Source organism: Thermovibrio sp. (genome assembly GCA_015488335.1).
Lineage (GTDB): Bacteria > Aquificota > Aquificia > Desulfurobacteriales > Desulfurobacteriaceae > Balnearium.
Genome location: WFNZ01000031.1, coordinates 1 through 22,003, shown reverse-complemented (window position 1 = coordinate 22,003; position 22,003 = coordinate 1). Strand labels below are relative to the sequence as shown.

21 protein-coding genes and 6 tRNA genes are annotated in these 22,003 nt (G+C 46.6%); 14 read left to right on the top strand and 13 right to left on the bottom strand.

The annotated features are described in order from the left end of the window. Position 1: 1 nt before the first annotated feature. Entirely contained in the window at positions 2 to 124 is a 123-nt protein-coding gene (locus F8H35_RS03760) for a hypothetical protein (RefSeq protein ID WP_472572218.1), read from the top strand. On the opposite strand, the gene F8H35_RS03755 is transcribed toward F8H35_RS03760, so the two are convergent. The 7 genes from F8H35_RS03755 to F8H35_RS03725 form a co-directional block, all read right to left on the bottom strand. Continuing rightward, entirely contained in the window at positions 121 to 897 is a 777-nt protein-coding gene (locus F8H35_RS03755; RefSeq protein ID WP_472572217.1) for a metal ABC transporter ATP-binding protein, read from the bottom strand. The genes F8H35_RS03760 and F8H35_RS03755 overlap by 4 nt on opposite strands. Beyond that, entirely contained in the window at positions 897 to 1,829 is a 933-nt protein-coding gene (locus F8H35_RS03750) for a DsbA family protein (RefSeq protein WP_472572216.1), read from the bottom strand. Before F8H35_RS03750 ends, F8H35_RS03755 begins: the two co-directional genes overlap by 1 nt. A 93-nt stretch (positions 1,830 to 1,922) precedes the next feature. Continuing rightward, positions 1,923 to 4,610 (bottom strand): pyruvate, phosphate dikinase, encoded by a 2,688-nt coding sequence (gene ppdK, locus F8H35_RS03745; protein WP_472572215.1) that lies wholly within the window; start codon positions 4,608 to 4,610, stop codon positions 1,923 to 1,925. Positions 4,611 to 4,676: 66 nt separating this feature from the next. Beyond that, positions 4,677 to 6,689, bottom strand: coding sequence for a glycine--tRNA ligase subunit beta (glyS, locus tag F8H35_RS03740; protein WP_472572214.1), 2,013 nt, complete (start codon positions 6,687 to 6,689; stop codon positions 4,677 to 4,679). Next, on the bottom strand, positions 6,664 to 7,536 hold the full coding sequence (locus F8H35_RS03735) for a glycine--tRNA ligase subunit alpha (protein ID WP_472572213.1): 873 nt from the start codon (positions 7,534 to 7,536) through the stop codon (positions 6,664 to 6,666). Before F8H35_RS03735 ends, glyS begins: the two co-directional genes overlap by 26 nt. 81 nt (positions 7,537 to 7,617) lie before the next feature. Continuing rightward, complete coding sequence (locus tag F8H35_RS03730) at positions 7,618 to 8,016, bottom strand: HI0074 family nucleotidyltransferase substrate-binding subunit (RefSeq protein WP_472572212.1); 399 nt, start codon at positions 8,014 to 8,016, stop codon at positions 7,618 to 7,620. Next, positions 8,007 to 8,330, bottom strand: a complete 324-nt coding sequence (locus F8H35_RS03725; protein ID WP_472572237.1) for a nucleotidyltransferase family protein — start codon at positions 8,328 to 8,330, stop codon at positions 8,007 to 8,009. Before F8H35_RS03725 ends, F8H35_RS03730 begins: the two co-directional genes overlap by 10 nt. A gap of 70 nt (positions 8,331 to 8,400) precedes the next feature. Here F8H35_RS03725 and queC point away from each other — a divergent pair, with 70 nt between their 5' ends. The 6 genes from queC (at position 8,401) to F8H35_RS03695 (ending at position 14,094) form a co-directional block, all read left to right on the top strand. Beyond that, positions 8,401 to 9,108 carry a 7-cyano-7-deazaguanine synthase QueC gene (gene queC, locus F8H35_RS03720; RefSeq protein ID WP_472572211.1) on the top strand — a complete coding sequence of 236 codons (708 nt, stop codon included), beginning with the start codon at positions 8,401 to 8,403 and terminating at the stop codon, positions 9,106 to 9,108. Continuing rightward, positions 9,101 to 10,138, top strand: coding sequence for a selenide, water dikinase SelD (selD, locus tag F8H35_RS03715; protein WP_472572210.1), 1,038 nt, complete (start codon positions 9,101 to 9,103; stop codon positions 10,136 to 10,138). The genes queC and selD overlap by 8 nt, the downstream gene beginning before the upstream one ends. Positions 10,139 to 10,149: 11 nt before the next feature. Further along, positions 10,150 to 11,457 carry a 30S ribosomal protein S12 methylthiotransferase RimO gene (gene rimO / locus F8H35_RS03710; protein WP_472572209.1) on the top strand — a complete coding sequence of 436 codons (1,308 nt, stop codon included), beginning with the start codon at positions 10,150 to 10,152 and terminating at the stop codon, positions 11,455 to 11,457. Continuing rightward, positions 11,444 to 11,779: a nucleotidyltransferase domain-containing protein gene (locus F8H35_RS03705; RefSeq protein WP_472572208.1), complete on the top strand. Its 336-nt coding sequence runs from the start codon at positions 11,444 to 11,446 to the stop codon at positions 11,777 to 11,779. The genes rimO and F8H35_RS03705 overlap by 14 nt, the downstream gene beginning before the upstream one ends. Positions 11,780 to 11,845: 66 nt before the next feature. Continuing rightward, positions 11,846 to 13,057, top strand: a complete 1,212-nt coding sequence (locus F8H35_RS03700; RefSeq protein WP_472572207.1) for a homocysteine biosynthesis protein — start codon at positions 11,846 to 11,848, stop codon at positions 13,055 to 13,057. 11 nt (positions 13,058 to 13,068) lie between these two features. Then, positions 13,069 to 14,094, top strand: coding sequence for an HNH endonuclease (locus F8H35_RS03695; protein WP_472572206.1), 1,026 nt, complete (start codon positions 13,069 to 13,071; stop codon positions 14,092 to 14,094). Here F8H35_RS03695 and F8H35_RS03690 read toward each other — a convergent pair. The 6 genes from F8H35_RS03690 to ispE all read right to left on the bottom strand — a co-directional run bounded on the left by F8H35_RS03690 (position 14,061) and on the right by ispE (position 15,327). Continuing rightward, positions 14,061 to 14,135, bottom strand: a tRNA-Cys gene (locus F8H35_RS03690). The two genes, F8H35_RS03695 and F8H35_RS03690, sit on opposite strands and share 34 nt — an antisense overlap. A 4-nt stretch (positions 14,136 to 14,139) precedes the next feature. Continuing rightward, positions 14,140 to 14,215, bottom strand: a tRNA-Gly gene (locus tag F8H35_RS03685). Between the two features lie 4 nt (positions 14,216 to 14,219). Next, positions 14,220 to 14,305: transfer RNA gene (locus F8H35_RS03680), tRNA-Leu, on the bottom strand. A 12-nt stretch (positions 14,306 to 14,317) separates the two neighbouring features. Next, positions 14,318 to 14,393, bottom strand: a tRNA-His gene (locus F8H35_RS03675). Positions 14,394 to 14,406: 13 nt separating this feature from the next. Further along, positions 14,407 to 14,481, bottom strand: a tRNA-Gln gene (locus F8H35_RS03670). Positions 14,482 to 14,484: 3 nt separating this feature from the next. Beyond that, a complete protein-coding gene (ispE, locus tag F8H35_RS03665) occupies positions 14,485 to 15,327 on the bottom strand; it encodes a 4-(cytidine 5'-diphospho)-2-C-methyl-D-erythritol kinase (protein WP_472572205.1) in 843 nt (280 codons plus the stop codon). Positions 15,328 to 15,354: 27 nt separating this feature from the next. On the opposite strand from ispE, the gene F8H35_RS03660 reads away from it, so the two are divergent. The 7 genes from F8H35_RS03660 to F8H35_RS03630 all read left to right on the top strand — a co-directional run bounded on the left by F8H35_RS03660 (position 15,355) and on the right by F8H35_RS03630 (position 21,518). Beyond that, positions 15,355 to 16,389, top strand: a complete 1,035-nt coding sequence (locus F8H35_RS03660) for a polysaccharide deacetylase family protein (protein ID WP_472572204.1) — start codon at positions 15,355 to 15,357, stop codon at positions 16,387 to 16,389. Next, positions 16,386 to 17,147 carry a glycosyltransferase family 2 protein gene (locus F8H35_RS03655; protein ID WP_472572203.1) on the top strand — a complete coding sequence of 254 codons (762 nt, stop codon included), beginning with the start codon at positions 16,386 to 16,388 and terminating at the stop codon, positions 17,145 to 17,147. Before F8H35_RS03660 ends, F8H35_RS03655 begins: the two co-directional genes overlap by 4 nt. After that, the gene (locus F8H35_RS03650; RefSeq protein WP_472572236.1) at positions 17,125 to 18,189 is read left to right on the top strand and encodes a glycosyltransferase family 4 protein; all 1,065 of its coding nucleotides are present in this window, start codon (positions 17,125 to 17,127) and stop codon (positions 18,187 to 18,189) included. Before F8H35_RS03655 ends, F8H35_RS03650 begins: the two co-directional genes overlap by 23 nt. Beyond that, on the top strand, positions 18,125 to 18,514 hold the full coding sequence (locus tag F8H35_RS03645; protein ID WP_472572202.1) for a hypothetical protein: 390 nt from the start codon (positions 18,125 to 18,127) through the stop codon (positions 18,512 to 18,514). Before F8H35_RS03650 ends, F8H35_RS03645 begins: the two co-directional genes overlap by 65 nt. A gap of 102 nt (positions 18,515 to 18,616) precedes the next feature. Then, positions 18,617 to 20,968 carry a replication restart helicase PriA gene (priA, locus tag F8H35_RS03640; protein WP_472572201.1) on the top strand — a complete coding sequence of 784 codons (2,352 nt, stop codon included), beginning with the start codon at positions 18,617 to 18,619 and terminating at the stop codon, positions 20,966 to 20,968. A 14-nt stretch (positions 20,969 to 20,982) separates the two neighbouring features. Then, positions 20,983 to 21,417: a hypothetical protein gene (locus tag F8H35_RS03635; RefSeq protein ID WP_472572200.1), complete on the top strand. Its 435-nt coding sequence runs from the start codon at positions 20,983 to 20,985 to the stop codon at positions 21,415 to 21,417. A 25-nt stretch (positions 21,418 to 21,442) separates the two neighbouring features. Next, positions 21,443 to 21,518: transfer RNA gene (locus tag F8H35_RS03630), tRNA-Gly, on the top strand. Positions 21,519 to 22,003: the final 485 nt, after the last annotated feature.

Below are 22,003 nucleotides of genomic sequence, written 5' to 3'. Positions count from 1 at the left end.
TTTGATAAACAGGCCTGAAGCTGGAACTCTCTTTTTCTGGTTTTTCTTCGTGGTAACTGTTGCGTGGACAGTTGTTGCCATTCTATTTAAAGCGAAGGAGCTCCTCAAGAAAAGAAGAAATTAAAAGTGCTTGTCTCCAACCAGGAAAATTGGGCCGTATTCCGTTTCAACAATTTTTACCTGAACCTGGTAGATGCGGGAGAGGAGCTCCTCGTTGAGTATCTCTTCTTTGTTTCCGATGAAGTACTTTCCGCCGTATCCCAGAAGTATTATCCTGTCTACGTAATCCCAGACGAAGTTAATGTCGTGGGTTACCATGCAGATGCCGAAACCTTTTTCTTTGTGGAGCCTGTCAAGGAGTTCTAAGATTTTGCGGGAGCTCCTCAAGTCTACTCCCGTTGTCGGCTCGTCTAAGAAAATGTAGTGGGGGTCGCTGATGAGGGCCCTTGCTATGAGAACTTTCCTCTGCTGGCCGCCAGAGAGTCTGCTGAATGGTTTATCGGCAACCTCTTTCAGGTGGAGCTCTTCCATCCACCGGAGAGCTCTCTCAACATCTTTCTCCCTTACCCTTTCAAACCTTCCCAACCTTGGGAACAGACCAGAGAGAACCACATCTAAAGCCGTTGCGGGAAAAGAGTGGGAGTAGCTCTCCATCTGCGGAACGTAGCTTAAAAACCGCCTCTCGTCGCACCTTCTTGTACAATCTTTTCCGTGAATGAGTATCCTGCCGGATAAGGGGGGGATAATTCCAAGAATGGTTTTAACGAGTGTGCTCTTTCCTGCACCGTTTGGGCCGACAACGACCCAGAACTCCCCCTCTGCCATGTGAACAGAGAGGGAGGAGATAAGGGGTCTTTTATAGCCGATGGATAAGTCTTCTAAAGTAATTCCTTCCATTACTTTTCTTTTATGAGTTTGTCTATAGGCATAAATCCTACGTGTATCGTTCCTCTGTTTTCTCCAGGTGGTGCATAAATTAGTGTAGGTGTCGCCCTTACTCCATTCTTAACCAGCTTAACCTCTATGTCTTTAATAGTTTTTATTATCTTTTCCTGGTCAGGAGTTATTTCCTTCTGACGCTTGATTTTATTTTCAAGGGTTTTTGCATACTTCATAAAATCGCCATTTCCCATGTTGTAGAGCTCTTTAAGGGCTTCTGCTGTTCCTTTTTCTCTGGCAAGTTTTGTATAGTAAACAAGACCTTTAATAGAGTTTTCTCCGTGAACTGCCAAAGGAATCATATGGATTTCAACGTTATTCTTTTTAGCTATTTCTTCAACCTGATTGAAGTGACCATAACAGAATGGACAGAATACGTCCCACACAATGTAAACTTTCTTTTCACCCTTTCCTACAACATGGGGAATGTTTGCCCTTGTTAGTTCTTTGTCTATCTCCTTTATGAATGAAATGTTCACTTTTAAGGGTTTCTCAGCATTCTTCGGTTTGAGTGTTTGAAGAATAACGCTCTTTCCTTTAATTGAGTACTTAAATATCTGGAGAGCTATATACTTGTCTTCTGTGTTGATAAAGATATACCTTTTGAGTTCTCTGTGGTTTCTGTTGTCTATCAAGTCAACTTCAAACGTTTTAAATCCTGGAACTTTAACTTCCTGCGTAGCTTTAACCGATTTTACCTTTATTCCTCTTGTGGATAGAGGATTAAGTAGGGCTTTTATTACTTTTTCTGCTTCTTCTAAACTGTTTTTATTTGAAACTTGGCCATTTTTGTTTAATATTTTATCTGGTGAGGTGTTTTCTTTCTGTTCTGCTTGAGAACATCCAGAAATGACAAGAGCAATTAAAAGCGCTGATAGAAGAGTTCTCATAGGTTTCCTCCCTCGTGAGATTTGTTGTTAATTTTACGGCTTTTGAAAAGAAAAAGGGGGCGCAGAGCCCCAATTCCGGTCTAAAAGAATCTATTAAAGTTCTCCTCTCATCTGTCTTATCTTAGCCTGAGCTGCCGCAAGCCTTGCGATTGGAACCCTAAATGGAGATGGGCTTACGTACTTAACTCCAACCTTCTGGAAGAAGTTGATTGACCTCGGGTCTCCACCGTGCTCCCCGCAGATTCCGGTCTTCATGTTGGGGCGAACGGAGTTCCCCTTCTCTATTGCAAGCTCTATAAGCCTTCCAACGCCGTTCTCGTCTATGTGCATGAACGGGTCGCCTTTGAGGATTCCTTCTTCTATGTACTTTCCTATGAACTTTCCAGCATCGTCCCTTGAGAGGCCGAAGGTCATCTGTGTAAGGTCGTTTGTTCCGAAGGAGAAATACTGGGCATAGCGGGCAAGCTGATCGGCAATGAGGGCAGCCCTTGGAACCTCAACCATCGTTCCAACCTGATACTCAACCTCTGTTCCCTGCTCAAGGAAGACTTTTGCTGCAACGTCGTCTATCAGCTCTTTCAGTTTCATCAGCTCCCTGTCGTCTGCAATCAGAGGGAGCATTATTTCAGGAAGGACGTTAATTCCGTTTTTCTTACAGATGCAGGCGGCCTCAAGGATTGCCCTTGCCTGCATTCTGTAGATTTCGGGGTAGGCTATTCCAAGCCTTGAACCCCTCAAGCCCAGCATCGGGTTGACTTCGTGGAGCTCCTCAGCCCTCTTTTTTAGCTCCTCAACGGGAAGTCCCATCTCCTTTGCTGTTCTCTCAAACTCTTCTTCAGTTCTTGGGAGGAACTCGTGGAGTGGCGGGTCAAGGAGCCTTATGTTGACAGGAAGCCCGTCCATCACCTCAAAGATGGCAATGAAGTCTTCCCTCTGCATTGGAAGGAGCTTCTCAAGGGCTCTCTCCCTCTCCTCTTTGGTTTTTGCAAGTATCATTTCACGAACAACGGGAATTCTCTCTTCCTTGAAGAACATGTGCTCAGTTCTGCACAGACCTATACCTTCAGCTCCAAAGTCCCTTCCCTGCTTTGCATCTTCAGGAGTGTCAGCGTTTACCCTTACCTGGAGTTCTCTTATCTCGTCTGCCCACCTCATAAGTTCTTCAAACTCGCCGGAAATCTGGGCAGGAATTGTCTTTAACTCTCCGTGGAATATCTCACCGGTAGAACCGTCTAAGGTTATAACGTCTCCTTTCTTAACTACAACGTCTCCTACTCTGAACTCCTCTTTATCGTAGTCAACGTGGATAGACTCGGCACCAACTATACAGGTCTTGCCCATTCCCCTTGCAACAACAGCAGCGTGGGAAGTCATTCCACCCCTTGCAGTTAAGATACCCTCAGCTGCGTGCATTCCGTGGATATCTTCGGGGGATGTTTCGTGGCGGACCAGGATTACCTTCTCTCCCTTCTCGGCTAGTTCAACAGCCTCGTCGGCGTTGAAGACAACTTTACCGCTTACAGCTCCCGGAGCGGCAGGGAGACCTTTTGCTATAAGCCTTCCTTCGGCTATTGCTTTCTTCCTGTCTTTTTCATCAAGCATCGGATGGAGGAGCTGGTTAATAAGGGATGGGTCAACCCTTAGGATAGCTTCCTCTTTTGTGATAAGCCCCTCCTTAACCATGTCAACGGCTATCTTTACGGCAGCCCTTGCAGTCCTCTTTCCAGCTCTTGTCTGGAGCATCCAGAGTCTGCCGTTCTCTATTGTGAACTCAATGTCCTGCATATCCCTGTAGTGCTTCTCAAGTATGTCCCTGATTTTCAGGAGCTGTTTGTAAACTTCGGGGAACTCCTCTTCTAAGGAAACCTGGTCTTCGCTTGTCTTTTGAGCCTTTGTAAGGGGCTGTGGCGTCCTGATTCCTGCAACAACGTCTTCACCCTGGGCGTTCTTCAGGTATTCACCATAGAAGACGTTTTCTCCTGTTGACGGATTCCTAGTAAATGCAACTCCCGTTCCGGAGGTCTCTCCCATGTTCCCGAAGACCATAGCAACGATGTTTACGGCTGTTCCGTAGTCTTCCGGTATCTTGTTTATCTCACGGTACTTTATGGCCCTTGGGTTGTTCCAGGAGTCAAAAACGGCCTTTATGGCCATTTTAAGCTGTTCGTAAGGGTCTTGAGGGAAGTCCCTTCCGGTCTCCTTTTTAACAAGCTCTTTGTAGCGCTTTACAACGTCTTTCAGGTCTTCTGCTGTAAGGTCAACGTCCTGCTTTGCTCCAACCTCTCTCTTCTTCTCCTCTAAAATCTCCTCAAACTTCTCGTGAGGGATTCCCATAACGACGTTTCCGAACATCTGGATGAATCGGCGGTAGGAGTCCCAGGCAAACCTCTCGTTTCCGGTTGACTCTGCAAGACCCTCAACGGTTTCGTCGTTGAGGCCTAAGTTGAGGATTGTGTCCATCATTCCGGGCATTGAGACGGGAGCTCCCGACCTGACAGAAACAAGGAGAGGGTTCTTCCTGTCCCCAAACTTCTTGCCCATTTCCTTTTCAATCTTGTGGAGCCCCTCTAAAACCTGCTCCCACATTCCTTCCGGGAACTTCTGTCCCTCCTTGAAGTATTCCTTGCACACCTCTGTTGTTATTGTGATTCCCGGCGGAACGGGAAGTCCTAAGTTGGTCATCTCGGCAAGGTTTGCACCCTTACCACCTAAAAGCATCTTCATTTCGGCACTTCCTTCGGCCTTTCCGCCGCCGAAGTAGTAGACCATCTTTTTAGGCATCTCCGCGCCCCCTAAAATACGAGTTTTGAAAAGTCTGCTAATCTTAAGAGGTGGTCTGCTATTGCTTTAAGGAGGCTGAGCCTCCTGTTTCTGACCTTTTCGTCTGTCCATAACCATCACGTTGTCAAAGAAGCTGTCAACGGCCGGTTTCAGCTCGCCGATTTTCAGAAGTGCCCCCTCGTAGTCTTTCTCTTTAAGGAGCTCCTCAATTTCCCCCTTTACCCTCTGGAACGTTTCCCAGAGGTTTACTTCGAACACCCCTTCAGGCTCAAAAGGTAAAGGAGAAAAGTTTTCAGGAATTATATTAACAACTCTTCTCATCGTGTAAAGAACGGCCTCAAACTCAGGGTTCTGCCTCAACTTTTCTATTGCTTCCACCCTTAGGAGAGAGTCGTACGGGTCGTCTGAAACGGAAAGGACTGCATCTACCGAATCGGGGCTGAAGCCTCTATCCCTCAGGTAGTTCTTGAGCCTCTCCTTTATGAAAGAGAGGGTCTCTTCAACGGTATTTTCAGAGAGCTCTATGCCCTGATCCCTGTAGAGTTTGCTGGCTTCTTCTATTAGAGGGGTTATTCCGGTGGAGATTCTATTTTCAATTAATGTCTGAATCAAACCTAAAGCGTTTCTCCTTAAAGCAAACGGGTCTGCCGAGCCGGTAGGTTTGAGCCCTGCTCCTATGAAACCAGTAAGGTTGTCAATTTTTTCGGCTATTGAGAGTGAAATACCCGTTTCTGTCTCTGCAACTCTGTCTCCTGAGAACCTCGGTAGGTAGTGCTCCTCTATGGCTACTGCAACTTCCTCGTCTTCCCCGTCTAAGAGGGCGTAGTATTTGCCCATAGTTCCCTGGAGCTCCGGGAACTCGTTAACCATTTCTGTTAAAAGGTCTGCTTTACACAGGTGTGCAGCCCTCTTAGTCTTTTCCTCTTTATCAAATCTCAACTGTATAGAAACAAAAGGAGCTAAAGTCTCAAGCCTTTCTGTCTTGTCAAGCATTGTTCCCAGTTTCTCGTGGAAGACAATCCCTGAGAGGTCTTTAACCCTCTCTTCTAATTTCTTTTTCCTGTCTTCCTTGAAGAAGAAGTAGGCGTCTGAGAGCCTTGCCCTTAAAACCTTTTCGTAGCCTAAGCGAACTGTTAAGTCATCAACCGGTTTTATGTTTGAAACGCCTACAAAGTAGTTTTTCAGGTTCCCGTTTCTATCAACAACTGAGAAGAACTTCTGGTGGTCTTTCATCACTACAACGGGAACCTCTTTAGGGAGCTCCAAAAACTCCTCTTCAAAGGAGCCCAGTATCGGGTATGGAAACTCAACAAGGTTTGCAACTTCGTTTAAAAGCTCTTCGTCTTCAAGGAACTCCCCACCAATCCCTTTTGCCAGGTCCTTTGCCCTGTCAAGGATTATTGCCTTTCTCTTATCTATGTCTGCAACTACAAACCTCTCCTCAAGCTGAGAGATAAACTCAGACGGCTCCTCAACAACAAAAGGCTCTGGAGAAAGAAATCTGTGGCCGAAAGAGACATTTGAACTCTTTATTCCGTCTATCTCAAACTCAACCGGTTCTTTCCCGTAAACGGCGGTTATCCACCTTATCGGCCTTCCAAACCTTATCCTCTTCTCCCCCCAGCGCATGCTCTTTTTAAAAGGAATAGAGGTAATAACTTCCGGGAGAATCTCTTTTAAGACCTCAACAGCTTTTCTCCCCTTAACTACTCTCCTGACAGCAACGTATCTTCCCTTTCTGCCTGGAGGGTTCTCAACAACTGTTAATTCTGAAACGTCAACCCCTTTAGACTTCGCAAATCCAAGTGCCGCCTTTGTCGGGTTTCCGTTCTCGTCAAATGCAGCCCTTTCAGAGGGTCCAACTATCAGCTCTTCCCTGTCTGGTTGAACCTGTGGAACGTCGTAGACGATAACTATGAGCCTTCTTGGAGTTCCGAAAGTTTCAACAGATGTAAAAGAGAGATGGTTCTCTGAGAGTTTCTGAGAGATTTTCTCCTTAAGGTAGGAAAGTGCCGGCTCAACGAAGGAAGCCGGGAGTTCCTCACACCCTATCTCAAGCAGTAGATTTTGCGCCTTCACCTTTACCCTCTTTCAGTTCTAAATACTTTTTAGCGCAGTTTGCAGCCAGTCTCCTAACCCTTCCTATAAACGAAGCCCTTTCGGCAACAGAGATTGCTCCCCTTGCGTCAAGGAGATTAAAAACGTGGGAGCACTTCAAACAGTAATCGTAGGCGGGAAGAACTAAATCTTCCTTAACGAGCCTTTCAGACTCCTTCTCAAACATGATAAACAGGTTAAAGAGCATTTCTGTGTCGGCCTTCTCAAAGTTGTAGACAGACCACTGATACTCGTTCTCTTTATAAAGGTCTCCGTATTTAACTCCCTTTGTCCACTCAATATCGTAAACGCTGTCAACTCCCTGTATATACATGGCTATACGTTCAAGGCCGTAGGTAATCTCAACAGATACTGGGTCAAGGGTTATCCCGCCTGCCTGCTGGAAGTAGGTAAACTGGGTAATCTCCATACCGTCTAACCACACTTCCCAGCCGAGTCCCCAGGCACCAAGTGTTGGAGACTCCCAGTCGTCCTCAACGAACCTTACATCGTGCTCCCTCATGTTAAAACCAAGGGCTTCAAGGCTTCCAAGGTAGAGTTCCTGAGAGTTTTCTAGAGATGGTTTTAGAATAACCTGAAACTGGAAGTAGTGTTGGAGCCTGTTTGGGTTCTCTCCGTATCTGCCGTCTGCCGGCCTTCTGCAGGGCTGAACGTAGGCAACCTTCCAGGGTTCTTTCCCGAGAACTTTCAGAAAAGTAAACGGGTGCATCGTTCCGGCACCCTGCTCAACGTCGTATGGTGAAGCTATAATACAGCCCTGCTTTGCCCAGTAGTCCTGAAGGGTGAAGATGAGTTCCTGAAATGTCAATGCTCTCCCCGCACTGTAGTAATTGTCGCCGTAATTTTATTTTGTTGTTTATGGGTCGTCAAATTCGGAGGAACCTTTATTCTAAAGCTCCTTTAAATCGGAAACAGCTGACTTCATCAAATTTAGGTAGTTTTTGAGTTTGGGTAGAACAGACTCCACAACCTCACGGCGGTAGACGTGGGGAAGGAGATTTCTGTCGCTGACCATAGAGAGGCAGAGTTCCAACTCATCATACGTTAAGTAGCCAAGTTGAAACAAGGCTTTGAAAACTCTGCGTGGAGAACCTGCGTCTATACCTTCTTCTGAAAAAAGCTCCTTCCCAACTTTCCAAAAAAGCTCGTAACTCACTTCAAACTTCTGAACCTGCCCGCTCTCTAAAACGTCCCTTACAGACGGCGGAAATTCAGAGAGTTCAATATTGAGGGATTCTTCAAAATTCTTGAGGGCTTTCTCAAGGTCTTTCAGCTTTTTTATTTCCACCTGATACCCTCTTTGAGAACTTCTCTTATAAAATCTTCCGAAACTTTATTCAGGTTAACAACGTCAACGGTAAAAGGGATGGAGCTCCCCTCAACCGTCTCATCTAAGAGGAGCTTAAACCTATTAAATTCTTCTTCAGTCAAACCCTCTACGGCTATGTCGGCATCGGAGGAGCGGCGGTAATTCCCTTTCCCCCTTGAGCCAAACAGGTAGACTCTGCAATTTTTACCGTTTAAGAGATTTAAGACGATTTGGCGGAGCTCCTCTAAAAACCGCTCCTCTCTCTTCCTATCAACGGAAAGGTCAAGAGGAATAAGACCCTCCTTAAATCCGGTTTACGGGTATTATTATATCCTTAGCCTTAAAACTCTTTTGGGAGAAAGTATGAAATCGGCAGTGGTCATATTCTCGGGAGGTCTTGACTCAACAACGGCCCTCTACTGGGCAAAGAAGCAGTTTGACGAAGTTTACGCCATCACCTTCTACTACGGCCAGAGGCATTCAATAGAGATAGAAATGGCAAAGATAACGGCGAAGAATGCCGGAGTAAAGGAGCACATTCTCTTTGAAGTTGATTTATCAAAGTTTGGAGCTTCTGCACTTACAGACAGGAACTTAGAAGTTCCTGAAACCCATTCCGTTGAGGAGGTAAAGGAGAGAGGGATTCCCATAACCTACGTTCCCTTTAGAAACGGGGTCTTTATCTCCATTGCTGCGGCTTACGCTGAAAGCAGAGGGACTACACACCTTGTAGGAGGCTGGAACGCCGTTGACTACAGTGGATACCCAGACTGCCGCCCAGAGTTCCTCTCAGCTATGGAGGAGGCTTTAAACAGAGGAACAAAACTTGGAGCAGAGGGGAAACAGTGGAAGATTCATGCTCCCCTTATAAACCTCACAAAGGGCGAAATCATAAAGCTTGGTCTCTCTTTAGGTGCAGACTACTCCTACTCAATCTCCTGCTACAGAGGGGAGGAAATCCCCTGTATGAGGTGCGACAGCTGTATCTTAAGGGCTAAAGGATGGGCAGAGGCAGGAGAGGAAGACCACCTCATAAAGAGGCTGAAAGAGGAGGGAAAGATAGTTGAGTAGGAAGTTTAAACTGACCCAAACCGTTAGGGCTTCCGGCTGAGGAGCAAAGCTCAGCCCGGTCGGGCTCTCAGAGGTTTTGAGTAAGGTCTCTTTTCCTGTAGATGAAAACGTATTGGTTGGAATTGAAACGGCCGAAGATGCCGGAGTCTACAGACTTACAGACGAGATAGCTCTGATTCAAACTGCGGACTTTATTACTCCCGTTGTTGACGATCCCTTCGTTTACGGCCAGGTTGCCGTTGCAAACGCCCTCTCAGACGTCTACGCAATGGGAGGAAAGCCCATAACGGCAATAAACCTTGTTATGTTTGACACCTGCAAGGTTCCCATGGACTACCTGGCAGAGATTTTAAAGGGAGGAGCTGAAAAGTTAAAAGAGGCCGGAGTTTCCCTTGTTGGAGGCCACACAGTTGACGACCTTGAAACAAAATTTGGCCTTTCTGTTACAGGCATCGCTCACCCTAAAAGGATTGTCAGGAACTCAACGGCTAAGCCGGGAGACGTTCTTGTCTACACAAAGCCTTTGGGAATCGGCGTTTTGACAACTGCTATAAAGGCAGATATGGCATCAGATGAGGAGGTAAAGGCTGTTTCTGAGGTTATGACCCACCTTAATAAATCTGCCTCTGAGGCTATGGTTTCAGTTGGAGTAAGTGCCTGCACAGACGTTACAGGGTTTGGCTTTTTAGGGCACCTCTACGAGATGGTCAAGTTCAGCGGAGTTTCAGCAGAAATAGATTCCTCTGCCTTTAAGCTCCTTCCCGGAGCTAAAGAGTACGCCTCTATGGGGCTTCTGCCTGCTGCTACATACGACAACGTTGACTACGTTGGGGATGCGGTGGAGTTTCCAGAAGGTTTTGATGAAGATTTGAAGATGCTCTTCTTTGACCCGCAAACTTCCGGTGGACTTTTAATTGCCGTTCCTGAGGAGAAATTACCGGAGCTCCTCTCAAGGCTCAGCGAAAAAGGAGAGCCCTGGGTTCAGGTTGTTGGTAAGATTAAGGAGGGAACCGGAATAAAGGTTTACTGAGGGAGAGTGAGTTGAAGAAAAAGGTTGCGGTTATAAGCCTTGGCTGCCCTAAAAACCTTGTTGATACTGAAACCATGGTTGGCCTCTTAAAGGCTACAGGAGACGTTGAGTTCGTGAACAGTTTGGAGGATGCCGACGTAATCCTTGTTAACACCTGCGGATTTATCCAGCCTGCTAAGGAGGAGTCAATAGACGAGATTCTCAACGCCATAGAGGAGAAGAAAAACTCTCCTGAGAAGAGGGTTGTTGTTGCAGGTTGTCTCTACCAGAGGTATAAGGAGGAGTTAAAGAGGGAGCTCCCTGAAGTTGACGCATTCATCGGCGTAAACGAGCTCCTTTCAAGCGTTGAGAAGATTTTAAACAGAAAGGCCTCTTTCCAGAAGCCATACCTTTTAAGGGAGATTCTCACTCCAAAACACCTTGCCTACCTGAAAATCTCTGAGGGGTGTTCAAACGGCTGCACCTACTGTGCCATTCCCCTAATCAGAGGGCCTTTAAGGAGCAGACCAATTGAAGAGCTTGTTGACGAAGCCAAGAGGCTTGCAGACCTTGGAGTGAAAGAGCTCTACGTTATAGCTCAGGACACAACCGCCTACCTCTACGACAGAGGCGAGAAAGAGGGACTTGTCAAACTCCTGAGAGAACTTGAAAAGATTGAGGGTATTGAATGGATAAGGCTCATGTATACCTACCCGTCCCACATTACAGATTCACTCATAGATTTTGTAGCTTCCTCTGAGAAAGTCCTTAAATACTTTGACGTTCCTCTTCAGCACATAAGCGACAAAGTCCTTGCCTCTATGGGCAGGAAATACTCAAGGAAGTTTGCAGAGAATCTCATAGAGAAGCTCAGGAAGAGGATTCCCGGAGTTGCCATCAGAACAACATTTATAGTCGGCTTCCCTACAGAGGGAGAGGCGGAGTTTGAGGAGCTCCACTCCTTTATAAAAGAGGCTGAGCTTGACTGGGTGGGCTTCTTCAAATACTACAGGGAAGAGGGAACGGCCGCCTACAAGCTTGGAGATCTTCCGGAAGAGCTAAAAGAATCAAGACTTTCTCTCCTTGAGGAGACCCAGTTTTGGATTTACGAGAAAAAGCATAGAGAGTTAATCGGAAAAGAGCTTGAGCTCATTGTTGACTCCCCCTCTTCAGAAATGCCTGGCTTCGTAGAGGCCAGAAGCTACAGGAACGCCTACGAGATAGACGGAATCATCTACCTTAAAGGGAACTTCAAACCTGGAGAGTTCGTTAAGGCCAGAATAACAGACCTTGCAAGCAACGTTGACCTTATGGCAGAGCCTGTAGGTGATAAGGGTTAGACTTCTAACGGACGAAGAGATACTGAAGAAAATTGTTGAAATAGTTTCTAAATACCTTCCCAACTGCCGCATTTACCTCTTTGGCTCAAGGGCTAAGGGAACTGCAAGGGAAAATTCAGACTTTGACATAGCCGTTGACTGTGGCTCTAAAATCCCTTTTAGCGTAATGGCGAAGATTGAGGAGTTCCCCACGCTCAAAAGCTTTGACCTTGTAGACCTCTCTTTAGTTTCAGACGATTTCAGAGAAACGGTTAAGAAAACGGGAGTTATCCTCTACGATGGAAGAGCTGAGAAACTCCTTGAGTGTTTCAGGAGCTTATAGATAAACTCGGCAGGGAGCTCTAAACCACTATAATTCTTAATTACCCACTCAAAAGAGGTAGAGCCAATGGAGCAGTTCAAGGTTGTTAAGACCTACGAGGAGATAAACGAGAAGATAAGGAGAGGCGAGGCGGTTGTCGTTACTGCCGAGGAGATGATAGAGATAGTTGAGGAGTTAGGAGTTGTTAAAGCGGCAGAAGAGGTTGACGTAGTTACAACCGGAACCTTCGGTGCAATGTGCTCCTCAGGAGCATTTCTAAACGTTGGCCACACAAAGCCCAGAATGAAGATGGAGGAGATCTACCTCAACGGCGTTCCAGCCTACGGAGGAATTGCAGCCGTTGACCTCTACATAGGAGCAACAGCCCTTCCCGAAAACGACCCCCGGAACGAGGTCTACCCGGGAAAGTTTGAGTACGGCGGAGCCCACGTTATAGAGGAGCTCATAGCCGGAGAGGACATAGAGCTTGAAGCCTACGCTTACGGAACGGACTGTTACCCAAGGAGAGAGATAAAGAAGCTCATAAACATAAAGACGATAAACGACGCAATCCTCTGCAGCCCGAGGAACGCCTACCAGAACTACAACGTTGCCGTCAACAAGTCCTCAAGGACTATCTACACCTACATGGGAACGCTGAAGCCAAACTTTGGAAACGCGACCTACTCCGGAGCCGGCCAGCTCTCTCCACTTATGAACGACCCGTTCTTTGAGACCATTGGAATAGGAACGAGAATCTTCCTTGGCGGTGGAATAGGCTATGTCGCTTTCCACGGAACCCAGCACTCTCCCTTTGGAGTGAAGAGGAGCAAGAAAGGTCAGCCCATGGAGGGAGCTGGAACCCTGATGGTTGTTGGCGATATGAAACAGATGTCAACGGACTTTATAAAGGCTGCATCAATATTGGGCTACGGCGTCTCAATGTTCGTCGGAATTGGAATTCCAATACCGATACTCAACGAGAGAATTGCCTACTACACCTCTGTTAGAGACGACGAGATATTTGCCCCTGTAATAGACTACTCTGTTGACTACCCTTCTGGAAACGCAAAGCCGATTAAGTACGTGAGCTACGGGGAGCTCCGCCGGGGCTACATTGAGATAAACGGCAAAAAAGTCCTAACCTCTCCGGTCTCTTCTTACTATAAAGCCCGTGAAATCGCTGAGATCCTGAAAGAGTGGATAAAGAGTGGAAAGTTTGAAATCAGCAAACCCGCCGAAACTCTTCCTGCTCCGGAACCAGATGTAAAAATTGAATACGACGAGAGGAAAAGCTGAATTTGGATTTTTTGAAAAGAGTAGAAGAAGAGATTTTTAATGCTGGAGCATCAAACAGTGATATTCAGGATAAACTCAGGTTTAATTATTTGTGGAAATTTGCAGATTCCATACACTGTTTACTTTTTGAAGAATTTGGTAAAGAGTTTGCAGTAAAAATTACACTATGGAGAGATTGGATTGAGTTTTCTTATGGCTGGAGAAGTCTTGAAAAAGGAAGACGTTTAACGTCAATTTCTCACCTGCCTAAGTATTCGGTTTGCATTTTCAAAAACAGATCCGTTTCTTGTTCTCTTAACAGTTTTTACAATAAACCCGCAGTGATGTTTCTTTCTAAGAATTTCAAGAAAGCAGCTTCTTCAGAGTTTGTTAAAAGAACGATTGATAGATTTTTGAAGGAATTTCCTGGATGCTTACTCTGGATTCATGATTCCTCAGGAAAACGGAGTTATGAAGTATCAAACTTTAATGTTGATGAATTTATAAAAATCCTGTCGTCTATAACGCCGTCTGAAGAGTATCCTCTTAAAGGAGGTGATGTAGCTCTTAAGATTTTTACTGATGAAAAGGAGTTCCATGAGTTTTTCTCATTCAAAATTAGAAAGTTCATTCGGTTAACTAAACCAATTTTTTTATCTTTTTACCTGCCGTTAACAGAAGTTCAGCCTAAAAGAAAGATTAGAAGTGCTAAGGAGCGGAAAAACTGGGAAAGAGTAAAGAAAGAAATCCTCAAGCTGGAGAACCGATGTCAGCTGTGCGGAACTGAAACTCCTCTTGAAGTTGCACATATCGTTCCTTTTAGTAGAGGAGGCTCGGATTCTATAGATAATCTTCTCGTTCTATGTTCCAACTGTCACAGGAAAATGGCTCCAACAGAACCTATAGAGGTAAGAAAGAGAAAAGGCAAATATTGGATTTCTTACGTTGATAGGAAGAGCAAAAAGCTGAAAGAAAAACCATTGATTTACTGTAACCATACTATTAAGGAGAACTGTTTATTAAGTGGAGGCGGCGGGCGGAATCGAACCGCCGAATAAGGGATTTGCAGTCCCCTGCCTTACCACTTGGCTACGCCGCCTTAATGGAGCGGGCGACGGGACTTGAACCCGCGACCCCAACCTTGGCAAGGTTGTGCTCTACCAACTGAGCTACGCCCGCCCTATGGTGCGGGAGGTGGGAGTCGAACCCACACGCCACGAGGGCACTGGATCCTAAGTCCAGCGCGTCTGCCAGTTCCGCCACTCCCGCATGGCGGAATTGTGGGGTGGGAGACGGGACTTGAACCCGCGACCGCCGGGGCCACAACCCGGCGCTCCACCAACTGAGCTACTCCCACCACAATAAATAAATGGCTGGGGCGGCAGGATTCGAACCTGCGAATGGCGGATCCAAAGTCCGCTGCCTTACCGCTTGGCTACGCCCCAGCTCTACACTGCGGAGAGAAATTTATACCACCAGCCGCTCTTTTTCAAGGGGGTTAAATCTACTTCATCGTTTTCTTCAAGGAGTACAAAAACAGATGAGCCGCTTCCGCTCATAAGAGGTTTTAAACCCATCTCTTCGAGAGCTGCTTTTACTTTTTTGACCTCTTTAACGCATTCAGCTTCGCTTCTTTCAAGGTCGTTTTCCATGTTCTCTTTAACTTCTTTTAACCTGTGAGCTACAAGGGGAGAGATTATCAGTTTTTCAGCGTCTTCAGGTGTAATTTCTCTCTCTATTTTTGGGAGCTTCTGGTAAACCTCTGCAGTTGAGCAGGAGAAGTTTGGATAGACTAAAAGAAGTTTGAAGCTTGCCGGGTTGTAGTGTCTGAGCTTTTCCCCTCTGCCGAAAGAGACTGCTAATCCCCCTTTTATGAAGAAAGGGACATCGCTTCCAATCTGTGCTGCCAATTGGTGGAGCTCTCCCTCTCCCAGCGGTTCGCCGTAAAGGGTATTAAGTCCTTTTAAAGTTGCCGCCGCGTTGGAGCTTCCTCCCCCAAGCCCTGCACCAACGGGAATAACTTTCCTTAGTGTTATTTTCACGTGGGGCTTTATTCCCGTTGCTTCTTTAAAGAGCTCCTTTGCCTTAACTATCAGATTGCTCTTCCCAAGGGGCAGGGGCTGGTTTCCCTCTATCTCAAGCTCAAAACGGTCAGACGGTAGGAATGTTAAGGTGTCAAACAGGTTAACTGTGTGCATAACGGTTACAAGCTCGTGGTAGCCGTCTGGCCTTTTTCCCTTTATCCAGAGTGATAAATTAACCTTTGCAGGTGATGGAACTATCAGTTTCATCTAAAGCCACCTGTTTGAGGAGTTTTTATGGCAGATGTGGTTTTCTACCTCCACAAAGTATACCCTGAAAAGGGGAAAGATGACCTCTCCCTAAAGGATTTCGTTCGGTTTCTGACCCTTGTAAAGAGGAGATTTAAGATTGTTCCTTTTGAGGCCCTTTTTGAGGAAAGGGGAAACAGCCCAAGGGCTGCAGTTACGTTTGACGACGGCTACGCCGACAACTTCGTCTATGCTTATCCCGTTCTGAAGAAAATGGGAATTCCAGCCCACCTCTTTATAACTGCAGACAGGATAGGTTCCGGTAGTGTAAGGAAGAACCTTTCAGACTACTGGAGCGGCAAAGTCTCTTTCAGTGAACTTCAAAAACCCCTCTCAATGTTTGAGTCCCATACGGCCTACCTGAGAGGGGAGAGGGCGGATTACCTTACCTGGGAGGAGCTCTCCCTGATGAAAGACCTTTTCACTTTCGGCTCCCACGGCCTTAGGCACCTGAGGGAGCCGGTTTCCCCTGAAATCGTTGACTTCTACGACGGCAGTAATTTCCACTGGGAGTATCTCCTCTTTGGAAGTGCTGGAATCGGCACTCCGAGGTTTAAGACTAAGAGCTCTCTCTCGTCGCCCCTCTTTAAGGTGAACCCTGAAGTTGTTGAGTTCTGCAGGTCTTTTTCCAAAAAAGGGAGCTGGAAAGAGAGTTTAAAAAAGGAGCTGGAGAGAAGTTTTAAATCTCTGGGAGAGTTTGAAACGGAAAATGAGGCCTCTAAAAGGATAGAGAACGAGCTGAAAGAGTCAAAAAGGCTGATTGAGAAAAACTTAGGAGTTAAAGTAGATACTTTCTCTTGGCCTTTTGGCCATTTTTCAGAGTTCTCTGAAGGAATTGCTAAGGAACACTTTAAATACCTCTTTACAACAAAGCGGGGAGTTGTTTCAGAAAGCTCAAAACCTTACCGTCTGCCAAGGGTTCCCGTAGGAAAGGATATTTTTACGGCTTTCGGCCGAGTTCTGATCTTTTCAACGCCGCTATACAGTTTTTATAAATGGTTTAAGAAGGAGAAAGTGGTTTGAGCTTGAGCGTTGGGATTCTTACCTTTAATTCGGAAAGACATATAAAGGAAGTTCTTGAAAGCGTTAAAGAGATTGCAGACCAGATTGTTGTTCTTGATTCAGGCTCAGAAGATAGAACTCTTGAGATAGTCAAGAGTTTTGGAGCGGAAGTTCACTACAGGCCTTTTGATAACTTTGTGAACCAGAAGAACTACCTCCTCAAGCTGTGCAGGGGAGACTGGGTTCTCTTTTTAGACGACGATGAGGTTGTATCAGCGGAGCTCTCTGAGAGCATAAAAAAGGCCGTTTCTGAAAGCTCCCACTTTTCAGGCTACAGGATGAACCGGATTACTAATTACCTTGGCAGGTGGATACGCCATGCCTGGAACCCTGACTACCAGCTGAGGCTTGCAAAGAGAAAGATGTGCCGCTGGGTAGGTAATATGGTCCACGAGAGGTTAGAAGTTGATGGAGAGGTGGGAACGATTAAAGGGGAGCTCCTCCACTACTCCTACGACTCCATCTCTCAACACCTTAGAAAAATTGACCTCTACTCAACGCTTTACGCAGAAGGAGCTTATGAGAGAGGAAAGCGGTTTTCACTCTTTAAACTTCTCACCTCTCCGGCCGGTTCCTTCTTTAGGCGGTATGTTTTAAAGAGGGGCTTCTTAGACGGCTTTGAGGGTTTTGTCCTGAGCGTTATGGCCTCTTACTACTCTTTCCTCAAATACCTGAAGCTTTGGGAGATTGAAAAACGTGAAAGCTCTTGTCGTCCTTGACGAGCGGTGGAACAGCGCGCTGACCGATTTAGGCTTAAAAGTTGCGAGAGCCCTCTCTGAAAAGTGCATAGTATCGGTTGCCGCAATCCCCGGATTTCCGGCCTACAGAATTGCGAAGGAGATAGGTTTTAACGTTCTTTCCATAGAAGACCCACGGAAAGGGCTTCCCTTTAAGGCCTTTTTCTCCTTTAAGAGGGCTGTTGAGACCTTTAAGCCTCACGTTGTCTTCACAATCAGGGGAGATGAGATGCTCTTCGGAGCTCTCCTAAAAAACCGCTACGGCTACCGCCTCTTCCGTCTCCACGGTCAGGCTAAAGGTGTTAGAAATACGTTCTTGAACAGGGAGCTCCACCGGCGGTTCGTAGACGGCGTTATCGTTTCGTCAAAAAGGCTGGTAAACGATGTTATAGCTCCTCTTCCAAAAATTTTTATTCCGGGAATAGTTGATAAGGAAACTTTTAGATTCTCAGAAGAGGGAAGAAAAAAGTTTAGAGAGAAACTTAACGCTGGAAACAGAAAACTGATTGGAGTTGTCGGCCGTTTAGATCCTGTTAAAGGTCACAGGCTCCTTTTAAAAGCCCTTTCTCTTCTTAAGAGAGACGATTTTTTAGCCGTTATCGTTGGCGAGGAGAAGAATGAAAAGCTGGAAGATTTAAAAAACCTTGTTAAAACACTCGGAGTTTCAGAAAAAGTTCTCTTTATCCCGGAAAGGATCTCTCCCATCTCAGACTTTATGTCTGCCTGCGATCTGGCGGTCGTTCCGTCGGTCGGTTCAGAGGTGATAGTGAGAGCTCCCTTAGAGTTTATGGCCTGCAGAACGGCTGTTGTCTCTACAAATGTGGGAGCTCTCCCCGAGGTGATTCTCCCCCCTTACGGAACAACAGTTCCGCCGGATGAACACTCTCTATCAAAGGCTATAGACAAATTTCTCTCATCAGACCTTGAGAAATTGGGTAAGATTGCACAAGAGGTGGCATATGAAAAGTTCTCTTTTAAAGCTCTCTCTCCTGCTGTTTGCAGGTTTATTTGCGGCAGGGTGTAAAACAACCGACAGGGACTACACGATAACCTACCCGGCAGGGTTGCTTGCCAACCACCCGAAAGGCTACTGGGGCTGCTACGTCAGGGTTATAGGGAAGCTCACATACAAAAGGCCCCAAGACCTGTTCCCGCCATACCCGGGAGACCCCTTAGTCTGCGACTCTTCCGGCTGTATCTACGTCCACTACGACTACGGCGACCTCTCAAAACTGGTAGGAAAGAGAGTAAAGGTTGTTGGCTACGTCAAGGCAACGAAGTTCAACTTCCCCTACATAGACGCTATCAAGGTGGAGCCGATTTATAATTCCCCCGGCAAAGGGAGGTAGCTGTGCCGAAACTCTTTGAGCTCTTTGTTGTTGCTTTAGTGATAGTTTCTGCTCTGCTTCTTCTCCTTATGGCCGTCGGTTCCACCGTAAGGAAGAGGTAAGGTGTTTGTTGAAGTTGCCCTTGACATCCCTTTAGACCAGACCTTTACCTACAGGCTAACGGGCTACGAGAGTTTCCCCCCTGAAGTTGGGAAGAGGGTTATCGTCCCCTTTGGGAGGGGAGATAGGTTAAAGACGGGAATCATAACCTCTGTAAGAGAAGAAACTCCCCTTTCCTGCGAAATAAAAGAGGTTTTTGACATTCCAGACCCCTACCCCCTCTTTACGGAAGAAACCCTCAACCTCTGCCGGTTTATCTCTGAATACTACTGCTCCTCTTTCGGCAAAGCCCTCTTCCGGTTTCTCCCTGAAGGGTTTGTCGTTGAAGAGAACATTAAACTGAAGGTTAACCGTAAGTTTTCCGGAAAGCTCTCCCCAAACGAGGAGAAGATCTTTTCTCTGCTCCTCTCCTCATCTTCCGGAGCTCTCTCCCTCTCAACCCTCAAAAAAAGACTCTCCATCTCAAACTTCAACGACTGCGTAAAGAGGCTCGTGAAGAAGGGAGCTGTGGAGCTCCTTGAGGAGATAAAGAAGGACGCCGTTAAAAGGGTTCCCTACCTGAAGTTTGTTTCAGATAACTACACAGGTAGAGGGAAAGCTATCGGGGAGCTCCTTTCCTATTTAAAGGAAAACCGGATAGTTCCTCTCTCTGAAGTTAACAAGAACTTCTCCCGTTTTGCTGTAAGAAGACTGTGTGAGTTGGGCCTTGCAGAGGTCGTTTACGAAAGGGAACTGGGAGAGGTTCGCCGTCAGGAGCTTAAAGATAAAAGAAGAGTAAAACTTACGGCTGAGCAGGAGGGAGCTCTCTCAGAAATCCTCAAGACTGGGGTTCATCTCCTCTACGGGGTTACAGGCTCAGGAAAGATGGAGGTCTACCTTCAGGCGGCAAAGAGGGTTGTTGACTCCGGTAAGAGGGTGATAATTCTGGTTCCAGAGCTCCTCTTAACCCCGGAGCTCCGCGCAAGGGTGGAGGCCTACTTTGGCGAGGTTGGAGTCTTCCACGGGAAACTAACAAGGAGAGAGAAAGTTTCCCTCTGGCTTTCAGCCCTTCAGGGGCGCTACAGAGTATTCATTGGAACAAGGCCTGCCGTCCTGCTTCCTGTTAAGAACTTGGGTCTTATAGTTGTAGATGAGGAGCAGGACTCTTCCTACAAAGAGCAGCAGAGACCCTACTACAACGCCAGAGACGTTGCCGTTCGCAGAGCTAAGATTCTGGGAATTCCAGCTGTTCTCGTTTCTGCAACTCCCTCTGTAGAGTCTTACAAAAAGGCAAAAGAGGGAACATACACAACCGTTCAGCTGAAAAACAGGGTTACCGGTCTTCCGCTTCCAAAAGTGGAGCTCCTTGACCTCAAAACAGAACCCCGAAAGGGAATATTCACAGAGAAGCTCCTTAAAGTCCTTGAGAGGGTAGTTGAGAGTGGAAATCAGGGGCTCCTCTACATAAGCCGCAGAGGTTACTACTCTCAGGGGTTCTGTCCAAAGTGCGGCTACGTGGCAGAGTGTAAATACTGCAAGGTTTCCCTTACCTACCACAGGGCTAAAAACCTCTTTATCTGCCACATCTGTGGAAGGCGCTACAGGCCTATTTTCCGGTGTCCAAAGTGTGGAACTCCCCTGGAGTTTAAGGGATACGGAACAGAGAGGGTGGAAGAGGAATTAAAAAAGCTCTACCCCAGCTGGAACATCGTCCGTTTAGACCTTGATACGGTAAGAGACCCTTTCAGGGGAGCCCAGCTGATAAAGGAGATAAAAGAGGGGAAGTTCAGCGTGATAGTTGGAACAAACATAGCAGTTAAAGGGCACAACTTCCCCCGCCTCACCTTTGTGGGCATTTTAGTTGCAGACCTTTTGGGGGGAGCCCCAGACTTCAAAGCCTCGGAGAGGATCTTCCAGTCAATCGTCCACGCAGTTGGAAGAGCTGGAAGGTTCCAGCCCGGCTCTGCAATCGTCCAGGCCTACGATACTGAAAAGCCGTCAATCAAGTATGCCGTTAACTACAGGTTTGACGAGTTTTACGAGGGGGAGCTCCTCTCAAGGAAGCTCTTTGGCTACCCGCCATACTCCGTTGGGGTTCTCCTTGAGTTCCAGCTTGAGAAACAGAAGAAACTCCAGAAACTCAGGGAAGCCTACGAAACCCTTTCCATTAAACTTTCCAACGACTTTAAATTCCCGAAGCTCAATCCGGCTCCCATCCCAAGACTTAAAGGGAAATACAGATACATTGCATTCCTTACAACTTCAGAAGAGAATCTTCTGGATAAACTGAAAAGGCTGAAAGAGGAAGGGGAGCTCCTCTTCAGACCCCTCTCAATCAGGTATAAAATAGACGTAGACCCGGTTAGAATCTTTTAATTCAGGAGGGGAAAATGAAAAAGGTTTTTCTTATTCCGGTTATTTTAATAGTCTCGGCCTGTGCTCCCGTTTCCCACCAAAAAGTTGAAACAGCGCCAGTTCCTCAGGAGCAACAGGTCAAAGCAGACCTTTTAGAGGAGAACATTCCTGTCTATCCAGGCTTTCATCTTATCCCGGAAAAGAGCTTCATCTACGAGTCGGGAAACATAAAGGTTGGGAGACTCATTTTTAAAGGGAATGCTTCTGTTAAAGACATAGTTTCCTACTACAAAGCAACACTTCCCGACAAAGGCTGGGAACCGCTAACAATAACCATATACGGAAAGAGCGCCGAACTTACCTTCACGAACCCCGAACAGGTTCTCCAGATACAGGTAAGCAGAGGATTTAGCGAAACCTATCTGACAATTCAGGTTGGTCCGAAAGGGGAGTTGACAAACCAGCAATAGTTCCTATCTTTACTAACCGCCTTGAGCGGGCGTAGCTCAGTTGGTAGAGCGCAACCTTGCCAAGGTTGAGGTCGCGGGTTCAAGTCCCGTCGCCCGCTCCATGATTTAAAATAGGACTTGACATTTTCTAATAGCTTACTTAAATTTAGAGCAAGCAACAAGGTAAAAGTCTGGAGACAGTAGAATAGGTCAAAGGAACGAACCTCAAACTTGAGGTTCCTCTCCACCAGCCCTTGACAGGGCATCAAGCGAGTCATAAATTATGAACTTGCGCTCTTTGAAACAAAACTGAATAGGCCTCTCGCAGACTTTCAGGCTCTCCCTCAAGGTGTTGGAGCCTGAGAGCTTGACAATCTAAAAGGTGAGGTATAGATTAGAATTTTGCCTCGCCGATTGAAAACCTAAAAGGCCGATTGAGAATAAATCTGGCCTGAGGGGTTGACAGGCTGGGAAGAGAGGCATAAATTCAAACATCGCCGTCAAAAGCGGTCTTTGACAGGAGAATAAGGGACACGCGCCCTGCGGGGCAAGTGGTAAGAAGCCCGATAGGGCTTGTAATTGAGGTGTTCCGCAGGTTCATTGAGCC